The sequence below is a fragment of the Streptococcus sp. 27098_8_22 genome, assembly GCF_041432415.1.
Taxonomy (GTDB): Bacteria; Bacillota; Bacilli; order Lactobacillales; family Streptococcaceae; genus Streptococcus; species Streptococcus pseudopneumoniae_M.
Genome location: NZ_JAPVZP010000003.1, coordinates 92,640 through 113,782, shown reverse-complemented (window position 1 = coordinate 113,782; position 21,143 = coordinate 92,640). Strand labels below are relative to the sequence as shown.

Annotated in this window: 20 protein-coding genes and 1 pseudogene; 15 read left to right on the top strand and 6 right to left on the bottom strand. The window is 40.1% G+C overall.

Going from position 1 to position 21,143, the window contains the following annotated elements; genetic code table 11:
- Nucleotide 1 precedes the first annotated feature (1 nt).
- Entirely contained in the window at nucleotides 2-694 is a 693-nt protein-coding gene (locus tag O3633_RS05690; RefSeq protein ID WP_049495467.1) for a methionine ABC transporter permease, read from the top strand.
- 311 nt (nucleotides 695-1,005) lie between these two features.
- Here O3633_RS05690 and O3633_RS05685 read toward each other — a convergent pair whose 3' ends face one another.
- Complete coding sequence (locus O3633_RS05685) at nucleotides 1,006-1,575, bottom strand: MptD family putative ECF transporter S component (protein WP_371620696.1); 570 nt, start codon at nucleotides 1,573-1,575, stop codon at nucleotides 1,006-1,008.
- 131 nt (nucleotides 1,576-1,706) lie between these two features.
- Between O3633_RS05685 and O3633_RS05680 the strand changes: the two genes are divergently transcribed.
- The 12 genes and pseudogenes from O3633_RS05680 (at nucleotide 1,707) to O3633_RS05625 (ending at nucleotide 11,039) form a co-directional block, all read left to right on the top strand.
- Nucleotides 1,707-2,558 (top strand): Rgg/GadR/MutR family transcriptional regulator, encoded by an 852-nt coding sequence (locus O3633_RS05680; RefSeq protein ID WP_371620695.1) that lies wholly within the window; start codon nucleotides 1,707-1,709, stop codon nucleotides 2,556-2,558.
- Nucleotides 2,559-2,746: 188 nt separating this feature from the next.
- Nucleotides 2,747-3,994: an MFS transporter gene (locus O3633_RS05675; RefSeq protein WP_371620694.1), complete on the top strand. Its 1,248-nt coding sequence runs from the start codon at nucleotides 2,747-2,749 to the stop codon at nucleotides 3,992-3,994.
- 80 nt (nucleotides 3,995-4,074) lie between these two features.
- Entirely contained in the window at nucleotides 4,075-5,355 is a 1,281-nt protein-coding gene (gene hisS, locus O3633_RS05670) for a histidine--tRNA ligase (RefSeq protein WP_371620693.1), read from the top strand.
- Nucleotides 5,355-5,822, top strand: a pseudogene (locus tag O3633_RS05665) (hypothetical protein). The gene hisS and the pseudogene O3633_RS05665 overlap by 1 nt, the downstream one beginning before the upstream one ends.
- Nucleotides 5,823-5,831: 9 nt before the next feature.
- The gene (locus O3633_RS05660) at nucleotides 5,832-6,038 is read left to right on the top strand and encodes a helix-turn-helix transcriptional regulator (RefSeq protein WP_371620692.1); all 207 of its coding nucleotides are present in this window, start codon (nucleotides 5,832-5,834) and stop codon (nucleotides 6,036-6,038) included.
- Nucleotides 6,038-6,241 carry a hypothetical protein gene (locus O3633_RS05655; RefSeq protein ID WP_320692673.1) on the top strand — a complete coding sequence of 68 codons (204 nt, stop codon included), beginning with the start codon at nucleotides 6,038-6,040 and terminating at the stop codon, nucleotides 6,239-6,241. Before O3633_RS05660 ends, O3633_RS05655 begins: the two co-directional genes overlap by 1 nt.
- Nucleotides 6,238-6,588 (top strand): PspC domain-containing protein, encoded by a 351-nt coding sequence (locus tag O3633_RS05650; protein ID WP_371620691.1) that lies wholly within the window; start codon nucleotides 6,238-6,240, stop codon nucleotides 6,586-6,588. The genes O3633_RS05655 and O3633_RS05650 overlap by 4 nt, the downstream gene beginning before the upstream one ends.
- 12 nt (nucleotides 6,589-6,600) lie before the next feature.
- The gene (locus tag O3633_RS05645; protein WP_371620690.1) at nucleotides 6,601-7,323 is read left to right on the top strand and encodes a DUF3169 family protein; all 723 of its coding nucleotides are present in this window, start codon (nucleotides 6,601-6,603) and stop codon (nucleotides 7,321-7,323) included.
- A gap of 9 nt (nucleotides 7,324-7,332) precedes the next feature.
- Nucleotides 7,333-7,974 carry a CPBP family intramembrane glutamic endopeptidase gene (locus O3633_RS05640; RefSeq protein WP_371620689.1) on the top strand — a complete coding sequence of 214 codons (642 nt, stop codon included), beginning with the start codon at nucleotides 7,333-7,335 and terminating at the stop codon, nucleotides 7,972-7,974.
- An 18-nt stretch (nucleotides 7,975-7,992) separates the two neighbouring features.
- On the top strand, nucleotides 7,993-8,208 hold the full coding sequence (locus O3633_RS05635) for a hypothetical protein (protein ID WP_371620688.1): 216 nt from the start codon (nucleotides 7,993-7,995) through the stop codon (nucleotides 8,206-8,208).
- 148 nt (nucleotides 8,209-8,356) lie between these two features.
- Nucleotides 8,357-10,120, top strand: a complete 1,764-nt coding sequence (gene aspS / locus O3633_RS05630; protein ID WP_371620687.1) for an aspartate--tRNA ligase — start codon at nucleotides 8,357-8,359, stop codon at nucleotides 10,118-10,120.
- Nucleotides 10,098-11,039, top strand: a complete 942-nt coding sequence (locus O3633_RS05625) for a YitT family protein (RefSeq protein ID WP_320692646.1) — start codon at nucleotides 10,098-10,100, stop codon at nucleotides 11,037-11,039. Before aspS ends, O3633_RS05625 begins: the two co-directional genes overlap by 23 nt.
- 62 nt (nucleotides 11,040-11,101) lie before the next feature.
- On the opposite strand, the gene O3633_RS05620 is transcribed toward O3633_RS05625, so the two are convergent.
- From O3633_RS05620 to O3633_RS05600, 5 genes are all read right to left on the bottom strand, one after another.
- Nucleotides 11,102-12,088, bottom strand: a complete 987-nt coding sequence (locus O3633_RS05620) for a LacI family DNA-binding transcriptional regulator (RefSeq protein ID WP_371620686.1) — start codon at nucleotides 12,086-12,088, stop codon at nucleotides 11,102-11,104.
- A gap of 9 nt (nucleotides 12,089-12,097) precedes the next feature.
- Nucleotides 12,098-12,898 carry a DUF1189 domain-containing protein gene (locus O3633_RS05615; RefSeq protein WP_371620685.1) on the bottom strand — a complete coding sequence of 267 codons (801 nt, stop codon included), beginning with the start codon at nucleotides 12,896-12,898 and terminating at the stop codon, nucleotides 12,098-12,100.
- Between the two features lie 204 nt (nucleotides 12,899-13,102).
- Nucleotides 13,103-13,945 carry a sugar ABC transporter permease gene (locus O3633_RS05610; RefSeq protein ID WP_006146131.1) on the bottom strand — a complete coding sequence of 281 codons (843 nt, stop codon included), beginning with the start codon at nucleotides 13,943-13,945 and terminating at the stop codon, nucleotides 13,103-13,105.
- Between the two features lies 1 nt (nucleotide 13,946).
- Nucleotides 13,947-15,236: a carbohydrate ABC transporter permease gene (locus O3633_RS05605; RefSeq protein WP_371620684.1), complete on the bottom strand. Its 1,290-nt coding sequence runs from the start codon at nucleotides 15,234-15,236 to the stop codon at nucleotides 13,947-13,949.
- Between the two features lie 123 nt (nucleotides 15,237-15,359).
- On the bottom strand, nucleotides 15,360-16,631 hold the full coding sequence (locus tag O3633_RS05600; RefSeq protein WP_320692642.1) for an extracellular solute-binding protein: 1,272 nt from the start codon (nucleotides 16,629-16,631) through the stop codon (nucleotides 15,360-15,362).
- Between the two features lie 416 nt (nucleotides 16,632-17,047).
- Here O3633_RS05600 and malQ point away from each other — a divergent pair, with 416 nt between their 5' ends.
- Complete coding sequence (gene malQ, locus O3633_RS05595) at nucleotides 17,048-18,565, top strand: 4-alpha-glucanotransferase (protein WP_371620683.1); 1,518 nt, start codon at nucleotides 17,048-17,050, stop codon at nucleotides 18,563-18,565.
- Nucleotides 18,566-18,587: 22 nt separating this feature from the next.
- Nucleotides 18,588-20,846, top strand: a complete 2,259-nt coding sequence (gene glgP / locus O3633_RS05590) for a glycogen/starch/alpha-glucan family phosphorylase (protein WP_371620682.1) — start codon at nucleotides 18,588-18,590, stop codon at nucleotides 20,844-20,846.
- Nucleotides 20,847-21,143: the final 297 nt, after the last annotated feature.

Sequence of the window (21,143 nt, the reverse complement as noted above, 5' to 3'; positions counted from 1 at the left end):
GATGGCAGAATTGATTAAAGCATACTTACCAAACGTCTACAAGATGGGTTGGTCTGGTCAAGCTGGCTGGGGAACAGCTATCTACTTGACTCTTTATATGACGGTTCTTTCCTTTATCATCGGAGGTTTCCTAGGACTGGTTGCAGGGCTTTTCCTTGTCTTGACAGCTCCAGGTGGTGTCTTGGAAAATAAAGTTGTTTTCTGGATTTTGGATAAGATTACCTCTATTTTCCGTGCGGTACCATTTATCATTCTCTTGGCAGTCTTGTCACCCTTCTCTCATCTAATCGTAGGAACAAGCATTGGTCCAAATGCGGCTATCGTACCGCTATCTTTTGCAGTCTTTGCCTTCTTTGCCCGTCAAGTACAGGTGGTATTGGCTGAGCTAGATGGTGGTGTCATTGAGGCAGCTCAAGCTAGCGGAGCGACCTTCTGGGATATCGTGGGTGTTTACCTATCAGAAGGACTTCCAGATTTAATCCGTGTGACGACTGTAACCTTGATTTCACTAGTCGGTGAAACAGCCATGGCGGGAGCGGTCGGAGCAGGTGGTATTGGTAACGTAGCTATCGCTTATGGTTTTAACCGTTACAATCACGATGTGACCATCTTGGCAACCATTATTATCATTTTGATTATCTTTACAATTCAGTTCTTGGGAGACTTCTTGACCAAGAAATTAAGTCATAAATAAAAAAGAGCCAGCTGGCTCTCAGATTGAAGAAAAAGTTCGTTGTGGACAATTTTCTTCAATCTTTTTTTTACTAGAGAAAATAAAAAAACTCTTAATACTCTTCGAAAATCAAATTCAAACCACGTCAACGTCGCCTTGCCGTACTCAAGTACAGCCTGCGGCTAGTTTCCTAGTTTGCTCTTTGATTTTCATTGAGTATAAAAATAGCATTATATCTGCATTTCTAAGAGTTTTCAAGATGTAGTAACCAAGCTCCTTTAATTACCGAAAGGGTTTGTCTACCTTCTGAGAGCTTAGTAGCTCTTTTTTTATCACATTTTATCTGCAAATTTTTTACTAAGTTTTTGTCCGATCAAGGCGCCAAGTGAAGCGCCGATGAGAATACTTGCTACAAAGAGAAGAATGGTAGTGAGATTTGCTGCGACCATAATGCGATCGATATAGTCCTGAGATTTTCCACGGGCGACTAGAGTTGCTATATAGGCTTGAGGTGCCAACCACATGAGTAGAATGGGACCAGTAGTACCAAAAGCAAAAACTAGGAAGGAAAGAAGGTTCTTGACCTTATCTTTGTAGTGGCCTAGGTGAGCGATGCCATCTGCTGCAAGACCGCAGATAATTCCTGGCAGAAAGGCTCCAGCACCATGCTTGCTCCCGAGGAAGAATAGAGAAATTACAAGCCCAATCGTTGTAATCGCTCCAAAACGAGGCACTTTTGCTAAAAAGATCATATAGACGCTACCGCCCACAAGAGCAGAAAAGGCAGGGGCGTAAAACATATTTCCAGTGTGGTCGACAAGGTTCCCTAGTAGAACCCCCACTCCGATACAGAGAAAGTAAACAAGAGCAGCTACAAGGGTTGTCAAGATATTCTTTTTCATAAGTTCTCCTTCGTATATCTGATGTTATTCATTGTATCATGCCTGGCTCAGATTGTAAATGCTGGCTTGGAACTAGTATTTATTAGGAAATGTGGTAAAATAAGAAAAAATAAAAGACGAGTGGTAAGAGTATGAAGAATTTAGGAAAAGTTTTTAAAGAGTTAAGGGAGTCCAGAAAAATCTCCTTGAGAAAAGCAACAGGTGGACGCTTTTCAGCATCCTTATTGTCGCGTTTTGAAAATGGTCAGAGTGAAATATCTGCTCAAAAGTTAATCACAGCTTTGGAGAATATTCATGCGAGTATGGAAGAATTGTTATTTTTGGCGAGAGGTTTTCATCAGAATGCCTATTCTGAATTTAGAAACAGAATAGTCGAGGCTATCGACCCTCAAGATTTGACATCCTTGCGCACTATCTACCAGAGAGAATATCAACAACTTCCTTTTTCAAAGGATAAACAGCAACACATTCTCAATGCTATTTTGATAAAATCCTATATGAAAGCTATTGATGAGACGGTTACATTGACCTCTGAGGAAGAAAGAGTCCTACATGATTATCTATTTTCTGTTGAAATTTGGGGGCTCTATGAACTTTCGTTCTTTTCTTCCTGCTCTCCTCTTTTATCAGTCCAGCTTTTGACAAAGTATACTCGGGAAATGTTGCGGAAGTCAGATTTCTTGCAAGGAGTTGGGAAAAATCGGAATATGATGCACACCTTGCTCCTCAATGGTTTTATGGCCTGTATTGAAGTTGATGATTTTACCAATGCCCTTTATTTCAAAAAACAAATTGAAAAGAACTTCTTTGAAGAAAATGAAACCTATTTTCGAATAGTCTACCTATGGGCAGAAGGTTTGCTTGATAGTAAGCAAGGAAGAGCGGAGGAAGGACAGAGAAAAATGGAGGACGCTATCCGTATTTTCGAGATGATCGGTTGTAGCAAATCTGCAGACTATTATAGAAGTGCCATGGAGTGTTGAATATTTGCAACTAGGTGAATTAAATTGAAACGATAGGACTGTGAAGATACTTATTAGTAGTAGAAAATTCTAGCGTTTTCGTTATTCGTTTAATCTGTTGCATATATTCAAAAAAATCTTCTCGTAAGATTCTTGATGCTATAATAGAGCTACCATAAAAGTAGTATGTGAGAAAGAAAGGAATCTATATGAAACTATTACTAAGAAATCAAGCATACAGAGTTTTGAGCTTATCACGATTCTTCAATGCTTTTGGTGCTTCAATTTTCAATCTAGTATTTATCGTCTATGCCTCGACTTTGCCAGAGGCTTCTGTTGCCGTTGCCATGGCGAATGTTGTGATGATGCTTCCAACTCTTTTTACAGTTTTTGTGGGAATTCGGGCAGATTATACCAAGGACAAGGTCAAATGGATGACCTATGTCGGTTTATTTCAGGCGGTTTTATTTTTTCTAGCAGCCTTAGTTGTTCAGCAAGCTAGTTTTTTTGCCTTTTCGACCCTTTGCCTCATCAATGTCATTAGTGATGTAGCCAGTGATTTTGCTGGTGGCTTGCGAATGCCTCTCGTTAAAGAAAAAGTAGCAGAAGCAGATCTGATGGAGGCCTATTCCTTTTCGCAGTTTATTACCTACATCTCTGCGATTGGCGGCCAAGCTTTTGGAGTTTGGCTATTAGGGGTGTCAACACAGAACTTTTCGCTCGTAGCGGGAATCAATGCCATATTTTTCCTAGTGTCAGCTCTCATTCTCTTTTTAGGAAGGGCTGAATTAAGCTTATCAACTCCACTTGTTGATAGTAAATCACTGAAAAATGAGAAACTTTCTATCAAAGATCAATTTTTAACGATCTACCGAAACTTACGTCTCGTTTTTCTTAGAAGTGGACAGAAAAACTTTGGTTTTATGCTCTTTGCTATCTTGATTATCAATGCTTTGGGTGGTGCCTTAGGTGGGATCTATAACATCTTCCTTTTAAATCATTCCTTACTGAATTTTTCCTACAAGGATGCATTGTTTATCTTACAATTGATTACCTTATTAGCAGTTATCATCAGTAGCCTTACGGGCAATGATTATTTTGGGAAGCAATCTCTGCCTAGATTGATGATGTGGGTTACATTAGGAGCAAGTCTAGTTGGTCTATCTAATTTGTTAAACCAAGTCTTGCTCGGGATGCTTTTCGTCTTTTTTACCATGTATGTTTCTGGGAAAATTTCTCCAAAGATCAGTGCTCTGCTCATGAAAAATCTTGCTCCAGAGGTTCTCTCTCGTACCAGTAATTTTTTAGGTTTGTTGTTTACTCTATCTATACCAGTGGGGACAGCCTGTTTTTCACTGGTGGCAGTATGGGATATACAGTTAACATGGGCTCTGTTTGTTGGGCTTTCCTTGCTTGCGATTCTCCTAGCTAGTCTTAACCTCAAAAATGAAATTTAGGTGTTAGTCTTCTTTTCACACTGTCGCTATCCCTTCATTTATGGTAAAATAGGACTATTAAGTTATAAAGAGGATTCCCTATGAAATTACAAAAACCAAAAGGAACGCAGGATATTTTACCTGCTGAGTCTGCCAAATGGCAGTACGTTGAAGGCTTTGCGCGTGAAATATTCAAACGCTACAACTACGCAGAAGTACGTACTCCTATTTTTGAGCACTACGAAGTCATCAGTCGTTCTGTTGGAGACACAACTGATATCGTAACCAAGGAAATGTACGATTTTTACGACAAGGGAGACCGTCATATTACCCTCCGTCCAGAAGGAACTGCTCCAGTCGTTCGTTCTTATGTGGAAAACAAACTCTTTGCACCAGAAGTTCAAAAACCAAGCAAGTTCTACTACATGGGGCCAATGTTCCGCTATGAGCGCCCACAAGCAGGTCGTTTACGCCAATTCCACCAGATTGGTGTGGAGTGCTTTGGCTCTAGCAATCCAGCTACTGATGTAGAAACGATCGCTATGGCAGCCCACTTCTTGAAAGAAATTGGCATACAAGGTGTTAAACTGCACCTCAACACCCTTGGAAATCCTGAAAGTCGTGCGGCTTACCGTCAGGCCTTGATTGACTACTTAACACCGCTCAAAGATAGCTTGTCTAAGGATAGCCAACGTCGTTTGGAGGAAAATCCTCTTCGTGTCTTGGACTCGAAGGAAAAAGAAGACAAGGTAGCTGTGGAGAATGCACCATCTATCTTGGATTACCTGGATGCAGAAAGCCAAGCTCACTTTGATGCTGTTCGTCAGATGTTGGAAAATCTCGGAGTAGACTACATCATCGATACCAACATGGTGCGTGGTTTGGACTACTATAATCACACGATTTTTGAGTTTATCACAGAAATCGAGGGCAATGAATTGACAGTCTGTGCAGGTGGTCGCTATGATGGCTTAGTTGCCTACTTTGGCGGTCCTGAAACTGCTGGCTTTGGTTTTGGACTTGGTGTAGAGCGCCTGCTTCTCATCCTTGAAAAGCAAGGTGTGACTCTCCCTATCGAAAACGCCCTAGATGTTTATATCGCAGTCTTGGGAGAAGGAGCAAATGTTAAGGCCTTGGAATTAGTACAGGCTCTTCGCCAACAAGGTTTCAAAGCCGAGCGTGATTACCTCAACCGTAAACTCAAAGCTCAGTTTAAGTCAGCCGATGTTTTTGCTGCTAAGACTCTTATCACTCTTGGAGAGAGCGAGGTCGAAAGCGGACAAGTGATAGTTAAGAATAACCAAACTCGAGAAGAAGTTCAAGTTTCGCTTGGTGCTATCAGTCAAAACTTCTCTCAAGTCTTTGAAAAACTTGGATTTTAATAGCAGATAAACTGGTCAGGATTTTACTCCTGATCGTTTTCTTTTGCAAAATGACAAAAATCTTAAACTTTTTGACAAATATGCTTGTCAAAAATAAAAAGATGTGTTACAATGAAATCAAGTTAAGAAAAGTATAGCAGAAAGGAACGATTATGTGGGCATTAGGATTTGTACCTCTTGTGATTATGTATTATATCTACCATTCCCAAAAGGTCAAGAAACTAGAGAATAAAATCAAAAGAATTGAGCAAAAAGAGAAAGGATATACAGATATGTCAAGATTATTAAAAGAAATGATTGGGAGAACGCCGGTCATCGTTGGACAATTATTTGGAACAGATAACTGGGAAGTTGTGGATGTTGATGAGGAATGGGTCAAACTACGTCATGTTGATAAAAAGGGAAAAGAAAAATTCAAGTTGCAACGTATTGAGGATATCCAAACCGTTGAATTTGACGGAGAGTAGGTGTGTAACATGCAACTAAAAAATCGTTTAAAAGAGCTTCGGGCTCGCGATGGTCTCAATCAAACCGACCTGGCCAAGCTAGCAGGCGTGTCCAGGCAGACCGTTAGTCTACTGGAGCGAGATGAGTACACGCCATCCATCGTCATTGCCCTGAAGATTGCTCAGATATTCCATGAGCCAGTCGAGTCAGTCTTTCGCTTGGAGGAGGATGAGTGATGAACAAGTATAAAGGGATTTATTATCTATGTATAGTTGTGTTTATCGTTAATCTTTTGGCCATGATTGGAACCCTATTTGGTTGGTTTACTATCGTTGAAAGTAAATATCTCTTCTGGATAAATTTAGTTCTACTATTGGTCTTTAGATGGGTAGAGAGAAAGATAAAGTTTAAAGAGATCGTAAAAGGAGAAAAATTATGAAAGAATTTTTAGCAGGTTTTCAAGTAGATACTGAGAACAAAGAACTTGCAGGTGTCTGTGCAGGTCTAGGAAATTATTTTAATATCCAGATCAACGTCGTTCGTTTGTTGACAGTCTTGTTGTTTCTTTCTTCGACAGAGTTCGGCATTATAACAGTGACTCTCTATGCTTATCTAGCAGGCTGGCTTGGCAATGAGCCATTAGGAGATGGAGCGAAAAAAGCAAGAAACCAAGCTATTATCTTACTTGTTGTTTGTTTGCTTTTGGTGTCACTTGGAACAGAAGGTTTAACAGCTATTTATGAATCAGGGAAAGCCTTTGGTCAGTGGTTGGCCGGATTGGTTTAGAGGGGGATGAAAATGAAAAAGAAACGAGTGCTATATTTATTATTATTGTTTATATCAGCATTTATTACAGGTATGTTTATGGGACGTGCTTTGGCAATGGGAGTCAGTTTCAATCTAACAGATTTGATTCCTTGGTTTTCTGGCTCTAGTTTATTATTGGCATTGATTAGCATCCTTTTGGCTTTCAATTTCCTAAAGAAAAGTAGGGGATTTCACTCCTTGTATCAAGAGGAAATGGATGACAATCTGAATGAAACTTATTATGTGCAAATGTATCGAAATCTTGAGTTTGGAACAATTGCTTCTAACATAGTTTCAGTTACGACTTTGTTAGCATTTTTTATATCGGCGACTGAAGTGCTTATACTTGGTAATAGTTATTTAACCTTAGTACTCTCTTTACTAGGTTTGATGTTGCTATTTGTTGTTCAAAAATATTTATTAAAGACAATTTCGATTGTTCGTCAGTTCGATTTGGCATTTTTTTCCATGCCAAAGGATGTGTTAGATTATGTAAATTCTTACGATGAAGGAGAACGACAAGCTAATTTGGAACAAAGTTTTCGGGTTTTATTCCAATTAAACCAATATGTTTTACATGGTTTGTATATTTTGATTACTATCGTTTCTGTGCTTACAAGAGAAATTCAGTTATTAGCCCTTTTAGCCGTAGCTGTAGTTCATATCTATATCAATTTAATGCAGATACCTATGATAAAACGTTATTTTAAATAGGAGAATATTATGAAAACACTTAAAAATATCGGCTGGTTTACCCTTGCCTTCTTATCGTTTATTATGGTCTATAGCTTTATTCAGAGCATGGCTCAGGTTGCTCTCGGCGCAGGCGCACCTATTTATGGTGTTCTTCCGCTTTATATTTTATTAGCAGGCGCATACTGTTATTTTGTCTATAAGTGGTATAAGATGTCACCTGTAACGATTGGAACAACTGGACTCAATCGATACATCTGGTTGCCTGCCTTGGTATGGTTTCTTGTCATTATTGCTCAATTCTTTTTGCCAGAAGATCCATCTGCCAATCAACAGATTATCACTGAATTGGCCTTAAGACAACCAATTTTCTCTTTCTTTTTAATTGTTGTTTTTGCCCCTCTGACAGAAGAGCTTATTTTTCGAGGAATGCTGGCTTGCTTCCTCTTCCCGAGACAGGATAATGTTAAGCAGACTACTCTCTTTCTACTAGTAACAAGCATCATTTTTGCACTTGTTCATTTCCCTGGAACTCCACAACAGTTCCTAGTTTATGCTTCACTCGGCTTTAGCTTGGGCTTAGCTTATGTCAGCAAGGGTGGTCTGGCCTATAGCATTGCTTTACATGCTTTAAATAATTTAATCGGATTTTTAATGATTCTCATGCTATAATAGACTCAGGAGGAAGTCATGAAACGAGTGATATTATTAGCAGTGATTCAGGCAGTTGTTCTCTTCTTCATTATTGGAGGGCTTGCCTATGCTTTAAAAGGGGATTTCTTTTATAACCATCTAGCAGTTATCTTTGCACCAATCGCAGGTATTATGCGATTTGCGACAGCCTATGCAACGGAGATTGTTCTCCCTAAAAAGGCTGCAGAGATTGCTGAAAAGCGTAAAAAATAAAGAAATACCAAGTAAAATAAGATCCAGCGAATGACTTTGCTGGATTTTTTCATTTATAGCAGGATTCTTCTCAACTTTTCTGATGATTTTCATGAAGAGCCTGCGCTTTTATGGTAAAATAGTAACAGAATAATAGAGGAGATAAAACATGAAACGTAGTATGTATGCTGGTCGTGTTCGTGAGGAGCACATCGGACAAGAAATTACCTTGAAAGGCTGGGTTGCCCGTCGTCGTGACTTAGGTGGGTTAATCTTTATCGACCTTCGTGACCGTGAAGGAATCATGCAGTTGGTTATCAACCCAGAAAAAGTATCTGCAGAGGTGATGGCAACAGCTGAAAGCCTTCGTAGTGAATTTGTCATCGAGGTGACTGGTCAAGTTGCTGCACGTGAGCAAGCCAATGATAAGTTGGCGACTGGTGCAGTTGAATTGAATGTAACAGCTCTTTCTGTACTTAACACAGCCAAAACAACACCATTTGAAATCAAGGATGGCATTGAAGCGAACGATGATACGCGTCTACGTTACCGTTACCTTGACCTTCGTCGTCCAGAGATGTTGGAAAACCTTAAACTTCGTGCCAAGGTAACTCATTCTATCCGTAACTACTTGGATGAGTTGGAATTTATCGACGTAGAAACACCATTCCTTTCTAAGTCAACACCAGAAGGGGCGCGCGACTATTTGGTGCCATCTCGTGTTAATAAAGGGCATTTTTACGCCCTTCCTCAAAGTCCGCAGATCACAAAACAGTTGTTGATGAATGCTGGATTTGACCGTTACTACCAAATCGTCAAATGTTTCCGCGATGAAGATTTGCGTGGTGACCGTCAGCCTGAATTTACTCAGGTCGACTTGGAAACGTCATTCTTGACTGAGCAAGAAATCCAAGATATCACAGAAGGCTTGATTGCGCGCGTGATGAAGGAAACAAAAGGGATTGAAGTAACCCTTCCCTTCCCTCGTATGAAGTATGATGATGCTATGGCTTTTTATGGTTCTGACAAGCCTGATACTCGTTTTGAGATGTTACTTCAAGACTTGACAGATCTTGTCAAGGGTGTAGATTTCAAAGTCTTCTCAGAAGCTCCTGCGGTTAAAGCCATTGTAGTTAAAGGTGCAGCAGACAACTACTCTCGTAAAGATATTGATAAGATGACAGAGGTAGCCAAGCAGTATGGTGCTAAAGGTCTTGCTTGGGTCAAGGTAGTTGATGGAGAATTAAATGGACCAGTTGCGAAATTCTTGACTGGTATCCAAGCAGACTTGACAACAGCGCTTGGTCTTGAAGATAAAGACTTGGTTCTCTTTGTGGCTGATACGCTTGAAGTAGCCAATGCAACACTTGGTGCCCTTCGTGGACGTATTGCTAAAGAATTAGGCTTGATTGATCAGGATAAATTTAACTTCCTTTGGGTTGTTGACTGGCCAATGTTTGAATGGTCTGAAGAAGAAGGACGTTATATGAGCGCCCACCATCCATTTACCCTTCCTCAAGCAGAAACTACTCATGAGCTTGAAGGTGATTTGGCTAAGGTTCGTGCCATTGCCTATGATATCGTCCTAAACGGTTATGAACTTGGTGGTGGTAGTCTTCGTATCAACCAAAAAGAACTCCAAGAACGCATGTTTAAAGCCCTTGGATTCTCAGCAGAAGAAGCAAATGACCAGTTTGGTTTCCTTTTGGAAGCTATGGACTATGGCTTCCCACCACACGGTGGTTTGGCGATCGGTCTTGACCGTTTTGTCATGTTGCTCGCTGGAGAAGAAAATATCCGCGAAGTCATTGCCTTTCCTAAGAACAACAAGGCAACTGACCCAATGACGCAAGCACCATCAACAGTAGCTCTTAAACAACTAGAGGAACTTAATCTACAAGTAGAACAAGATGAAACAAACGAAACTAACTAAAAAGTGGAATCATTATCTTCGCCGCTTTGCTTATCGAGTAAAGATTTTGCGTGTTTTACAAAGTATTTCTCGAGAAAAATACGATGAAAAAATCTCAGCTTCTCTGGTATATGGTTTTCTATCAGCAGTAGCTGTCAATTTCTTTTTCCAACCAGGGCACGTTTATTCAAGTGGTGCGACAGGTTTGGCCCAGATTATATCTGCTCTAAGTAACCACTGGTTTGGGTTTCATTTCCCAATCTCAGTAGCATTTTATGCCATCAATATTCCTCTCATGATTTTGGCTTGGTATCAAATTGGACATAAGTTCACGATTTTTACCTTTATCACGGTATCCATGAGCTCTCTCTTTATCCAGTTTGTGCCGGTGGTGGTCTTAACAGAGGATCCAATCATCAATGCCCTTTTTGGGGGTGTTGTCATGGGGCTTGGAATCGGATTTGCGCTACGTCATAACATCTCCAGTGGCGGAACAGATATTGTCAGCCTAACCATTCGTAAGAAGACAGGTCGTAACGTCGGAAGTATCTCTTTCTTGGTGAACGGTACAATTATGCTGATTGCTGGAGTGACCTTTGGTTGGAAATATGCCCTTTATTCCATGATTACTATCTTTGTCTCGAGTCGTGTGACAGATGCAGTTTTCACCAAACAAAAACGCATGCAGGCCATGATTGTTACTAGCAATCCAGATGCAGTCATTGAGAAGATTCATCATAAATTGCACCGTGGAGCGACTATGATCCATGATGCTGAAGGAACTTATAACCACGAACGTAAGGCTGTTTTGATTACGGTTATCACTCGTGCAGAGTTCAATGATTTTAAACTGATCATGAAGCAAGTTGATCCAACAGCCTTTGTTTCTGTTTCAGAAAATGTTCATATCCTAGGCCGATTTGTCGAAGTCGAAAACTAATCAATTATAAAAATAGATTACAAAAAACCAACTCTAAGCAAAAATGTTAGAGCTGGTTTTTCTTATTTTTCAATGATTTCATGCGCAATCACTTGACGATAGCAGATTTGACGATTTTCTTTGGTATCGCTGATGATTTGCAGGATGGTTTCAAATGAAGTACGTCCCAGAGAGAGGCTATTGATATCCACATAGGCCGCTAGGTTTAATCTTGGATTAACAGAATCAAAGCTGAGTACAGGGATATTGAGATTGTGCTCGTTGAGGTAGTTACAAACACCTTCAGCTAAGAGGCTATCTGTTGTGATAACAGCATCGGTTTTTGGATCGTATTCAAAAAGTTGTTTGCTAAATTTGTATCCCTTTTCTTCAAGAAATTCATCAGCGAAAAAGGTACGATGACTATCAAGAGATAGTTTGTGTTCTTGGAGGGCTTTCTCGTAACCTGTTAGACGATCCTGCGTAACGTAGAGTTTCTTGGTACCACCGATGAAAGCAATGCGGCTGCATCCTTTTTTGATGAAGTATTCTGTCGCATCAAAACCAGCTTGAATATTATCATTGTCAACAAGCGAAATGAAGGGTGATAGTGATTTCCCAAGGATGAGGAAGGGAAATTGTTCTTCAGTAACGAGTTTAACCAAGGGGTCATTTTCTTGGGCATACAAGAAGATAAGACCGTCTACACGCTTTCCATAGACCATCTGTGAAATTGCATTTAAGCGCTCTTTTTCGTCTTTTCCAGTTGCAATTTGGATAGCATAGTGATTTTCTGAAGCAACTTGTGCAATCCCTCTAAGGACAGAAGGGAAGAAAGGATTTTGATAGAAAACGTCTGAATCATCTGGAAGAACCAAGCCGATAACCTGCGTATAACTACTAACCAGGCTTCGGGCATTGAGGTTAGGATGGTAGTTGAGTTCCTTCATAGCCTTTCGAACTCGTTTTTTGGTTTCATCGCTAATGGTTGATTTGTTTTGAATAACACGGGTTACGGTTGAGGGTGAGACCCCTGCAGCCTTGGCCACGTCTTTAATCGTAACAGGCATAATAATCTCCTACTTATGGTAGTCTGGATCACGGAAATGCGTTTTGTAAAAGATAGTGACCAGGTATAGAACAAATAAAATATTTTGAACAGTAATCAAAGTTGCCATGTTTTGCCCCAAGAGACCGAGAATCATGGCAAGTAAGGTTGGTAATCCTAAACAGTTCAAAATGAAATGATAGCACTCTTTGTAGCTTTTAAATGAAAAGAGACGCGATTTTTTCGTGAAGTAGAGCAAGAGGCTAGCACCTAAAGCAACAATAAAAAAATTAAGTCCAAAGAGGAAGCTAGAACCAAGCACAAGAAAGAGACTAATATAGACGCGATTCTGTTGATACCAGTCTTTAGAAATGGCTTGTGTTAAGCTTTCCTTGCTTTGGAAGCTCTCAGTCGTTATCGCGTGATAGCGAATGCTGGTCAATTCTTTTCCTTGCTTGCTGATGATGAGTTTCTCAGGTTCAAAGTTCAGAAGTAATTCCTCAGGGAAGTTTGAACTAGAAGGGTCTCCGATTTGGATAGAAGCTTGATGAGGAGATGAACCTGTATAGCTCAACTTACCATCTACAATCTTTGCATTGGCAGCCAAATCCTGAACTACACTATCCGTCAAAGGAGTGTAGACATCATCGATGAAAGTTTCTAAAGGATAAGTTTCCTGAGAACTGTTCTGGATGGCAATAGGGACCATAGACAAGCTAATCAGGAAAATACTGGTAAAAATCAGTTGAAACCAGTTGAGACCAAAACGTTGAGATAGGGGCTTGCGAAATCCCCAAATACTATTAAAATAAGAAAATGGATATGGTAACATAAATCTCTTTCTATAGGCATTTTTCTATATGAGTATTATATAGAGAAATGTATTTTATTTCAAGCAGGGGAGACAAATCCTTGTTAAAAGTAGACTTTTAATAAAAATTATCAACTAGCCATGAGGGGATTTTCAATAAGTTCTTGTTTTTCATCAGACTATATCAGCACAAGTTCAAAAAAGAAAAAGGGTGGCGGGGGTATATTACCCCTTGTCGCCACCGCTTGTAAGTCCTGAAACGAAGTTCTTTTGCAAGAAGAAGAAAAGTGTACAGATTGGAAGAGCGATGAGGATAGCACCTGCTGAGAAGTAGGCGATCTTCATGTTCTTCACATTGCTAACGAAGGTTTGTAGACCAACGGCAACTGTAAAGTATTCTTTTTCACGAAGCAAGAAACTAGAGAGGATATAGTCTCCGAAAGGTCCCATAAAGGCCCAGAGTGCTTGTACAGCAACCATTGGGCGAACAAGAGGGAGAACGATTTGCCAGAAGCGGCGGAAATGTCCTGCACCATCAAGTTTTGCAGACTCATCAAGAGACATTGGCACGGTGTCAAAGTAACCTTTCATCAACCAAGCATTCATAGGGATACCTCCACCAACGTAGAGGAAGATGAGGAACCAGCTGTGGTTAAGGGCGTTCAACATAAGTGCCATAACGAAGAAGGCAGTCAAAGCGGCCATTGTTGGCACCATTTGGATAATCAAGAAGAAGACCAAACTTTGTTTACGAGCCAAGAAGTTGTAACGGCTATAAGCATAACCAGCAAGTACGATAATACTTGTTTGCACAACCATGGTAATCAAGGCAATAATCAAAGTATTGAGGTACCAAGTACCGTATAAGGTTTCAGTGAAGAGTCCTTTAAAGTTATCAAAATTAAAATCGATGTTGCTGTCTAGTTTAAAGGCTGCCACGTTACCTGCCTTGAAGGCTGACATGATAGTAATCAACAGTGGATAGATAATCACGATTGAAAGGCCAATCAAGTAAAGGTAAGTAAGGGTTTGAGTCAGTCTACGTTTGAGTTTAATTGAGTTATTCATCTTAGACGTCCTCCATATCAAATGCGTGTAGTTTCTTGAATGCGATCATAGAGATTGAGATGACAATGATAGAAATAATCAAGGTAACAGCTGCCGCCATTGAGTATTGAGGTGATGTACCTGTTGTCAAGCGGTAGATCCATGAGATCAAGATATCAGTTGAACCAGCTCCCCCTCCGACAGTACCAGGTCCTCCACCATTGAAGAGGTACATGATAGAGAAGTTGTTAAAGTTGAAGGTGTATTGGCTAATCAAAGTAGGTGCTGCAACAGCCAAGATCATTGGGAAAGTGATGTTGCGGAATTTTTGCCAAGCATTGGCACCGTCAATATAAGCTGCTTCGTAAAGGTCGTTAGGAATAGATTGCAAGATACCCAAAGTCAAAACGTAGATATATGGGAATCCAAGCCAGCCTTGCATCATAATCAAGGCAACCTTAGTCCAAGTTGGGTCTGTTTTCCAAGGAATAAGCGCCCCATCAAGGAAAGGAAGAACCTTAGCAAAGAGAGGGATAACTTGGGTATTGATTGCTCCAACACTATCGTTAAACATGTTTGAGAATGTCAAGATAGTGATGAAGGCTGGGACAGCCCAAGGAAGAAGGAAAATAACACCAAAGATACGTTTTCCTTTGATAAATGGTTGGTTAGCAATGATAGCTGTGAAGATACCAATCACGATCTGTAAAGTTGAGGCAGATAAAGCCCAAATGATAGTCCAAGAAAGAACAGAACCAAAGGCAGAACGGAAGGTGCTCAAGCTCCAAATGTTTGTAAAGTTGGTCAAACCAACCCAGTCTAACAATTTGTTTGGTGGCAAGTGTTGGAAGTCATAGTTTGTGAAGGCAATCATCAAGGTTACGACAACGGGGAAGATGATTGCAAAGGTCATGGCAATATAAGACGGAATAATCAAGAGATAAGGGAAGCCATTTTCATAGATTCCTTTGATCATATCTTTTAGCGTAAGTGGTACTGGAATTCCATTATTAATACGTTTTGCGATAGTATGTGCATCTTTAATATTTGAGAAATAAAAGAGTACATAAACGACTACAAAGATTAAATGGAAGGCACCACGAATCAGCATGAAGAGGGAATTATCACGACCTGGCTTGTCACCAAGAGTAATGAGGTTGCTCAATTCAGGTGCTGCAAGTGCTATAAAATAGAGGACAAAAACTACTGTTACAGCAAGGAAGATAAAACCTTTAGCTTTTTGTTTATTATAGATTTGCCCCAACCCAGGAATCAATGAAAGCAAGGCTGCTTTTTTTGGTTGTTGTTCCATGAGTGCTCCTTTCATAAGATACGAGCGTTGAGCTCGATGCTAATCAGTAAAACTACTGAAAACATTGTCAGTGTATCTAAAAATCAAGGGAGATGTTTGAATTATCTCCCTTGAAGCAATCAATTAGTTACCAAATTTTTGTTGGATTGTTTCTTTGATCAATGTTACAGCATCATTAGCAGCTGTTTTAGCATCTTTCTTACCACTTACAGCTTCAAATAGCATTGTTTTAGCTGGGTCCCAAACAGCTGACATTTGAGGGATGTTTGGCATTGGTTGAGCGTTTTGGAACTGTTTGATAACAGCTGTTGTCAACTCATCGTTTTTACCTTCAGCATATGAACGAGCCTCAGTGTTAGCTGGGATTTCGTTAGTTTTATCATAGAAGGCTTTTTGTTCTTCAGTTGAAACAAGGAAGTCTACAAATTTTTGAGCAGCTTCAAGGTTCTTAGTACTTGATGGGATGATCCAAGCTTTACCACCACCGAATGTTTCATAGTTTTTACCGTTTGGAAGAGTTGGGATAGTCGCAACACTGTAGTTTACTTTAGCATCTTTGAAGGCCTGAGCTTTCCAAGGACCATCAATGATAGCAGCTGTTTTACCTTCTTGGAATTGAGTTTGGATTAGGTTTGGAGCTCCTTCCGTATCTTGCATACCTTTAGGCCATTTTTCGTACCAAGTTTTAGCGTAGTTGATAGCAGTGATAGCTCCTTCGTTTGCAAGTCCGATATCTTTAGGATCTTTACCGTTGTCACCAAATACGTAACCGCCGTTACCAGCAAGAAGTCCGTATGCATAGTAGAAGTTTGTCCAGTCAGCAAGGAAGGCAGTTGTTTTACCATCTTCACCAGCGAAGGCATATTTGCTATCTTTAGCAAGGTTTTCCAAGTCAGCAAAAGTTTTTGGAGCTTCTTTAATCAAGTCTTTATTATAGTACAAAACAAGTGACTCGATAACAGCAGGAGCACCGTAAACTTTACCGTCAGCAGCTGTTACAAGAGATTTAGTTTTATCATCTGTTTTAGCACCGTCGCTCAATTTCACTTCTGAAAGTTGTCCGTCTTTACCAAGGCTACCTACTCGGTCGTATGGTGCCATCATAACGTCAGCAGCTTTACCAGATTGGTTATCTAGAGAAAGGTTATCGAGACCACCCATTTGGTCTCCTGTTTTGATAGTAACTTTTACTCCAGCTTCTTTTTCGTAAGCTTGTGCAGCTGATTCAGCAAATGCTTTATATTGGTCTTCAACGTATAAAGTAAGTTCTTTACCTTCAGATGAACCAGAATCAGCCGCTTTATCAGCAGTTTTGCTTCCGCAAGCTACCAAAAGCAAGCTAGCAAGAGTAGCAGTACCAAGTACAGCTGCGCTCTTCATGAATTTAGTTGACATAGTGTATTCCTCCTAAAGAATAACAAATTTTATAGTCTAGGGAACGCAAACGTTTTCCCTTATGACTTTAGTATAGCACAAACAGAAAACGGTTGCAAGCATTTTTTTGAAAAAATTTAAAAAGCTTGTGACTGGATAATTCTCAAAATTATTTATATAATAGAAGAAAAAGATGTAAACGTGTAAATTTCGATTCAAAAATAATTGAAGGGAAACGATTGCATGATCAGGATGATGATTAAAAGGGTATTCAAAATAAGAATATAGTAACTTGAAGATTTGTCAAAAAAGATTAAACAATAAAAAGTTTTTTAAAAACGCTTGCATTTATTTTAGAAATGGGTTATACTTTAGTTAGCGCAAACGTTTGCGCACAAATTTGAACAATTAATTAAAAAAACACTTGAGGTGCTATTATGAAGAAACGTCAAAGTGGTGTGTTGATGCACATCTCATCACTTCCAGGAGCTTACGGAATCGGATCATTTGGTCAAAGCGCCTATGATTTCGTTGACTTCTTGGTTCGTACAAAGCAACGTTACTGGCAAATCCTTCCTTTAGGAACAACCAGCTACGGAGATTCTCCTTATCAATCTTTCTCAGCCTTTGCTGGAAACACTCATTTTATCGATCTTGATATTTTGGTAGAGCAAGGCTTATTAGAAGCAGGTGATCTTGAGGGAGTAGACTTCGGTAGCAACCCAACTGAAGTTGACTACGCTAAAATTTACTATGCACGTCGTCCCCTTCTAGAAAAAGCAGTCAAACGTTTCCTTGAAGTTGGAGATGTGAAAGACTTCGAAAGATTTGCTCAAGACAACCAATCATGGCTTGAACTTTTTGCAGAGTATATGGCTATTAAAGAGCATTTTGATAACTTGGCTTGGACAGAGTGGCCAGATGCAGATATTCGTGCGCGTAAAGCTTCTGCTCTTGAAAGCTACCGTGAACAATTGGCAGACAAACTTGTTTACCACCGTGTGACCCAATATCTCTTCTTCCAACAATGGTTGAAATTGAAAGCATACGCTAACGAAAACCACATCGAGATTGTGGGGGATATGCCAATCTATGTTGCTGAAGATTCAAGCGATATGTGGGCAAATCCACACCTCTTTAAAACAGATGAAAACGGGAAAGCAACTTGCATCGCAGGTTGCCCACCAGATGAGTTTTCTGCGACTGGTCAGCTTTGGGGGAACCCAATCTATGACTGGGAAGCAATGGATCGCGATGGCTACAAATGGTGGATTGAACGCTTGCGTGAAAGCTTTAAAATCTACGATATCGTGCGTATTGACCACTTCCGTGGATTTGAGTCTTATTGGGAAATCCCAGCTGGTTCTGAAACCGCAGCACCTGGTAAATGGGTGAAAGGACCTGACTACAAACTCTTTGCAGCGGTTAAAGAAGAACTTGGTGACTTGAACATCATCGCTGAAGACCTTGGTTTCATGACTGATGAAGTCATCGAGCTTCGTGAGCGTACTGGATTCCCAGGAATGAAGGTCCTTCAATTTGCCTTCAATCCAGAAGACGAAAGTATCGACAGCCCACACTTGGCACCAGCAAACTCAGTTATGTATACAGGAACACACGATAACAACACTGTTCTTGGTTGGTACCGTGATGAGATTGATGATCCAACTCGTGAGTACATGGCACGCTACACAAACCGTAAAGAGTACGAAACAGTGGTGCATGCTATGCTTCGTACAGCCTTCGCATCAGTAAGTTTCATGACGATTGCAACTATGCAAGATTTGCTAGAGTTGGATGGTTCAGCTCGTATGAACTTCCCATCTACTCTTGGTGGAAACTGGTCATGGCGTATGACAGAGGAACAATTGACTCCTGCTGTCGAAGAAACTTTGCTTGACTTGACTACAATTTATCGCCGTATCAATGAAAATTTGGTAGAATTAAAGAAATAAGACATTATCAGGAGACATAAAAATGTTACCATTAAAAGAATTTGTACAAAATCGTTACAATAAATCTATCGCAGAATGTAGCAATGAGGAGCTTTACCTTGCTCTTCTTAACTACAGCAAACTTGCAAGCAGCCAAAAACCAGTGAACACTGGTAAGAAAAAAGTTTACTACATCTCAGCTGAGTTCTTGATTGGTAAACTCTTGTCAAACAACTTGATTAACCTTGGTCTTTATGACGAAGTTAAAAAAGAACTTGCTGACGCAGGTAAAGAGTTGATCGAAATCGAAGAAGTAGAATTGGAACCATCACTTGGTAATGGTGGTTTGGGACGTTTGGCAGCCTGCTTTATCGACTCAATCGCTACACTTGGATTGAATGGTGACGGTGTTGGTTTGAACTACCACTTTGGTCTTTTCCAACAAGTGCTTAAAAACAACCAACAAGAAACTATTCCTAACGCTTGGTTGACTGACCAAAACTGGTTGGTTCGCTCAAGCCGTAGCTACCAAGTGCCTTTTGCACACTTTACATTGACATCTACTCTTTACGATATCGATGTACCTGGTTACAAAACTGCTACTAAAAACCGTTTGCGTTTGTTTGACTTGGATTCAGTTGATTCATCTATCATTGAAGATGGTATCGACTTTGACAAGACAGATATCGCTCACAACTTGACTCTTTTCCTTTACCCAGACGATAGCGACAAACAAGGTGAATTGCTCCGTATCTTCCAACAATACTTCATGGTTTCAAACGGTGCTCAATTGATCATCGATGAAGCAATCGAAAAAGGAAGCAACTTGCATGACCTTGCTGACTACGCAGTTGTACAAATCAACGATACGCACCCATCAATGGTGATTCCTGAGTTGATCCGTCTTTTGACTGAACGTGGTATCGAACTTGATGAAGCAATTTCTATCGTTCGTAGCATGACTGCTTACACAAACCACACAATCCTTGCTGAAGCCCTTGAAAAATGGCCTCTTGAATTCTTGGAAGAAGTGGTTCCTCACTTGGTACCAATCATCAAAGAATTGGACCGTCGTGTTAAAGCAGAATACAAAGATCCAGCTGTTCAAATCATTGATGAAAACGATCGTGTACACATGGCCCACATGGATATCCACTATGGATACAGCGTAAACGGGGTTGCCGCTCTTCACACTGAAATCTTGAAGAACTCAGAGTTGAAAGCTTTCTACGACATCTACCCAGAAAAATTCAACAACAAAACAAACGGTATCACATTCCGTCGTTGGCTTATGCATGCTAACCCAAGCTTGTCTCACTACTTGGATGAGATTCTTGGCCGCGAATGGCACCATGAAGCTTCTAAATTGGAAGACCTTCTTTCTTACGAAGACAAGGCTGCTGTCAAAGAAAAATTGGAAAGCATCAAAGCTCACAACAAACGTAAATTGGCTCGCCACTTGAAAGAACACCAAGGTGTGGAAATCAATACTAACTCTATCTTTGATATCCAAATCAAACGTCTTCACGAGTACAAACGTCAACAAATGAACGCTTTGTATGTGATTCACAAATACTTGGACATCAAGGCTGGTAACATCCCTGCTCGTCCAATCACAGTATTCTTTGGTGGTAAAGCAGCTCCTGCCTACACAATCGCTCAAGATATCATCCACTTAATCCTTTGCTTGTCAGAAGTGATTGCAAACGATCCAGAAGTAGCACCACACTTGCAAGTTGTTATGGTTGAAAACTATAACGTTACTGCAGCAAGTTTCTTGATCCCAGCATGTGACATCTCAGAACAAATTTCACTTGCTTCTAAAGAAGCTTCAGGTACTGGTAACATGAAATTCATGTTGAACGGAGCTTTGACTCTTGGTACTATGGACGGAGCTAACGTGGAAATCGCTGAGTTGGTTGGAGACGAAAACATCTACATCTTTGGTGAAGATTCAGAGACTGTTATCGATCTTTACGCAAAATCAGCTTACAAATCAAGCGAATTCTACGCTCGTAAAGCGATCAAACCATTGGTTGACTTTATCGTGAGCGACGCTGTTCTTGCAGTTGGTAAGAAAGAACGCTTGGAACGTCTTTATAACGAATTAATCAACAAAGACTGGTTCATGACTCTTCTTGACTTGGAAGACTACATCAAAGTGAAAGAGCAAATGCTTGCTGACTATGAAGACCGTGATGCATGGTTGGATAAAGTCATCGTTAACATTTCTAAAGCAGGATTCTTCTCATCTGACCGTACAATCGCTCAGTATAATGAAGATATCTGGCACTTGAACTAATACTCTTCGAAAATCAAATTCAAACCGCGTCAACGTCGCCTTGCCGTACTCAAGTACAGCCTGCGGCTAGTTTCCTAGTTTACTCTTTGATTTTCATTGAGTATAAGATACGAAATTTTATAGTTATTACACTGTCTAGCAAAAAAAAGCGAGTTTCAATTGAAATTCGCTTTTTTTGAATGTTATGGATTTGAGGTTGACTGGTCTCAAAAGAAAAAATAATTTGTCAATAATTTCTAGTCTTAAAAATCAGACCTAGAGGACACTAAGAAGGCTGGTTGTACTACCATTAAGCCT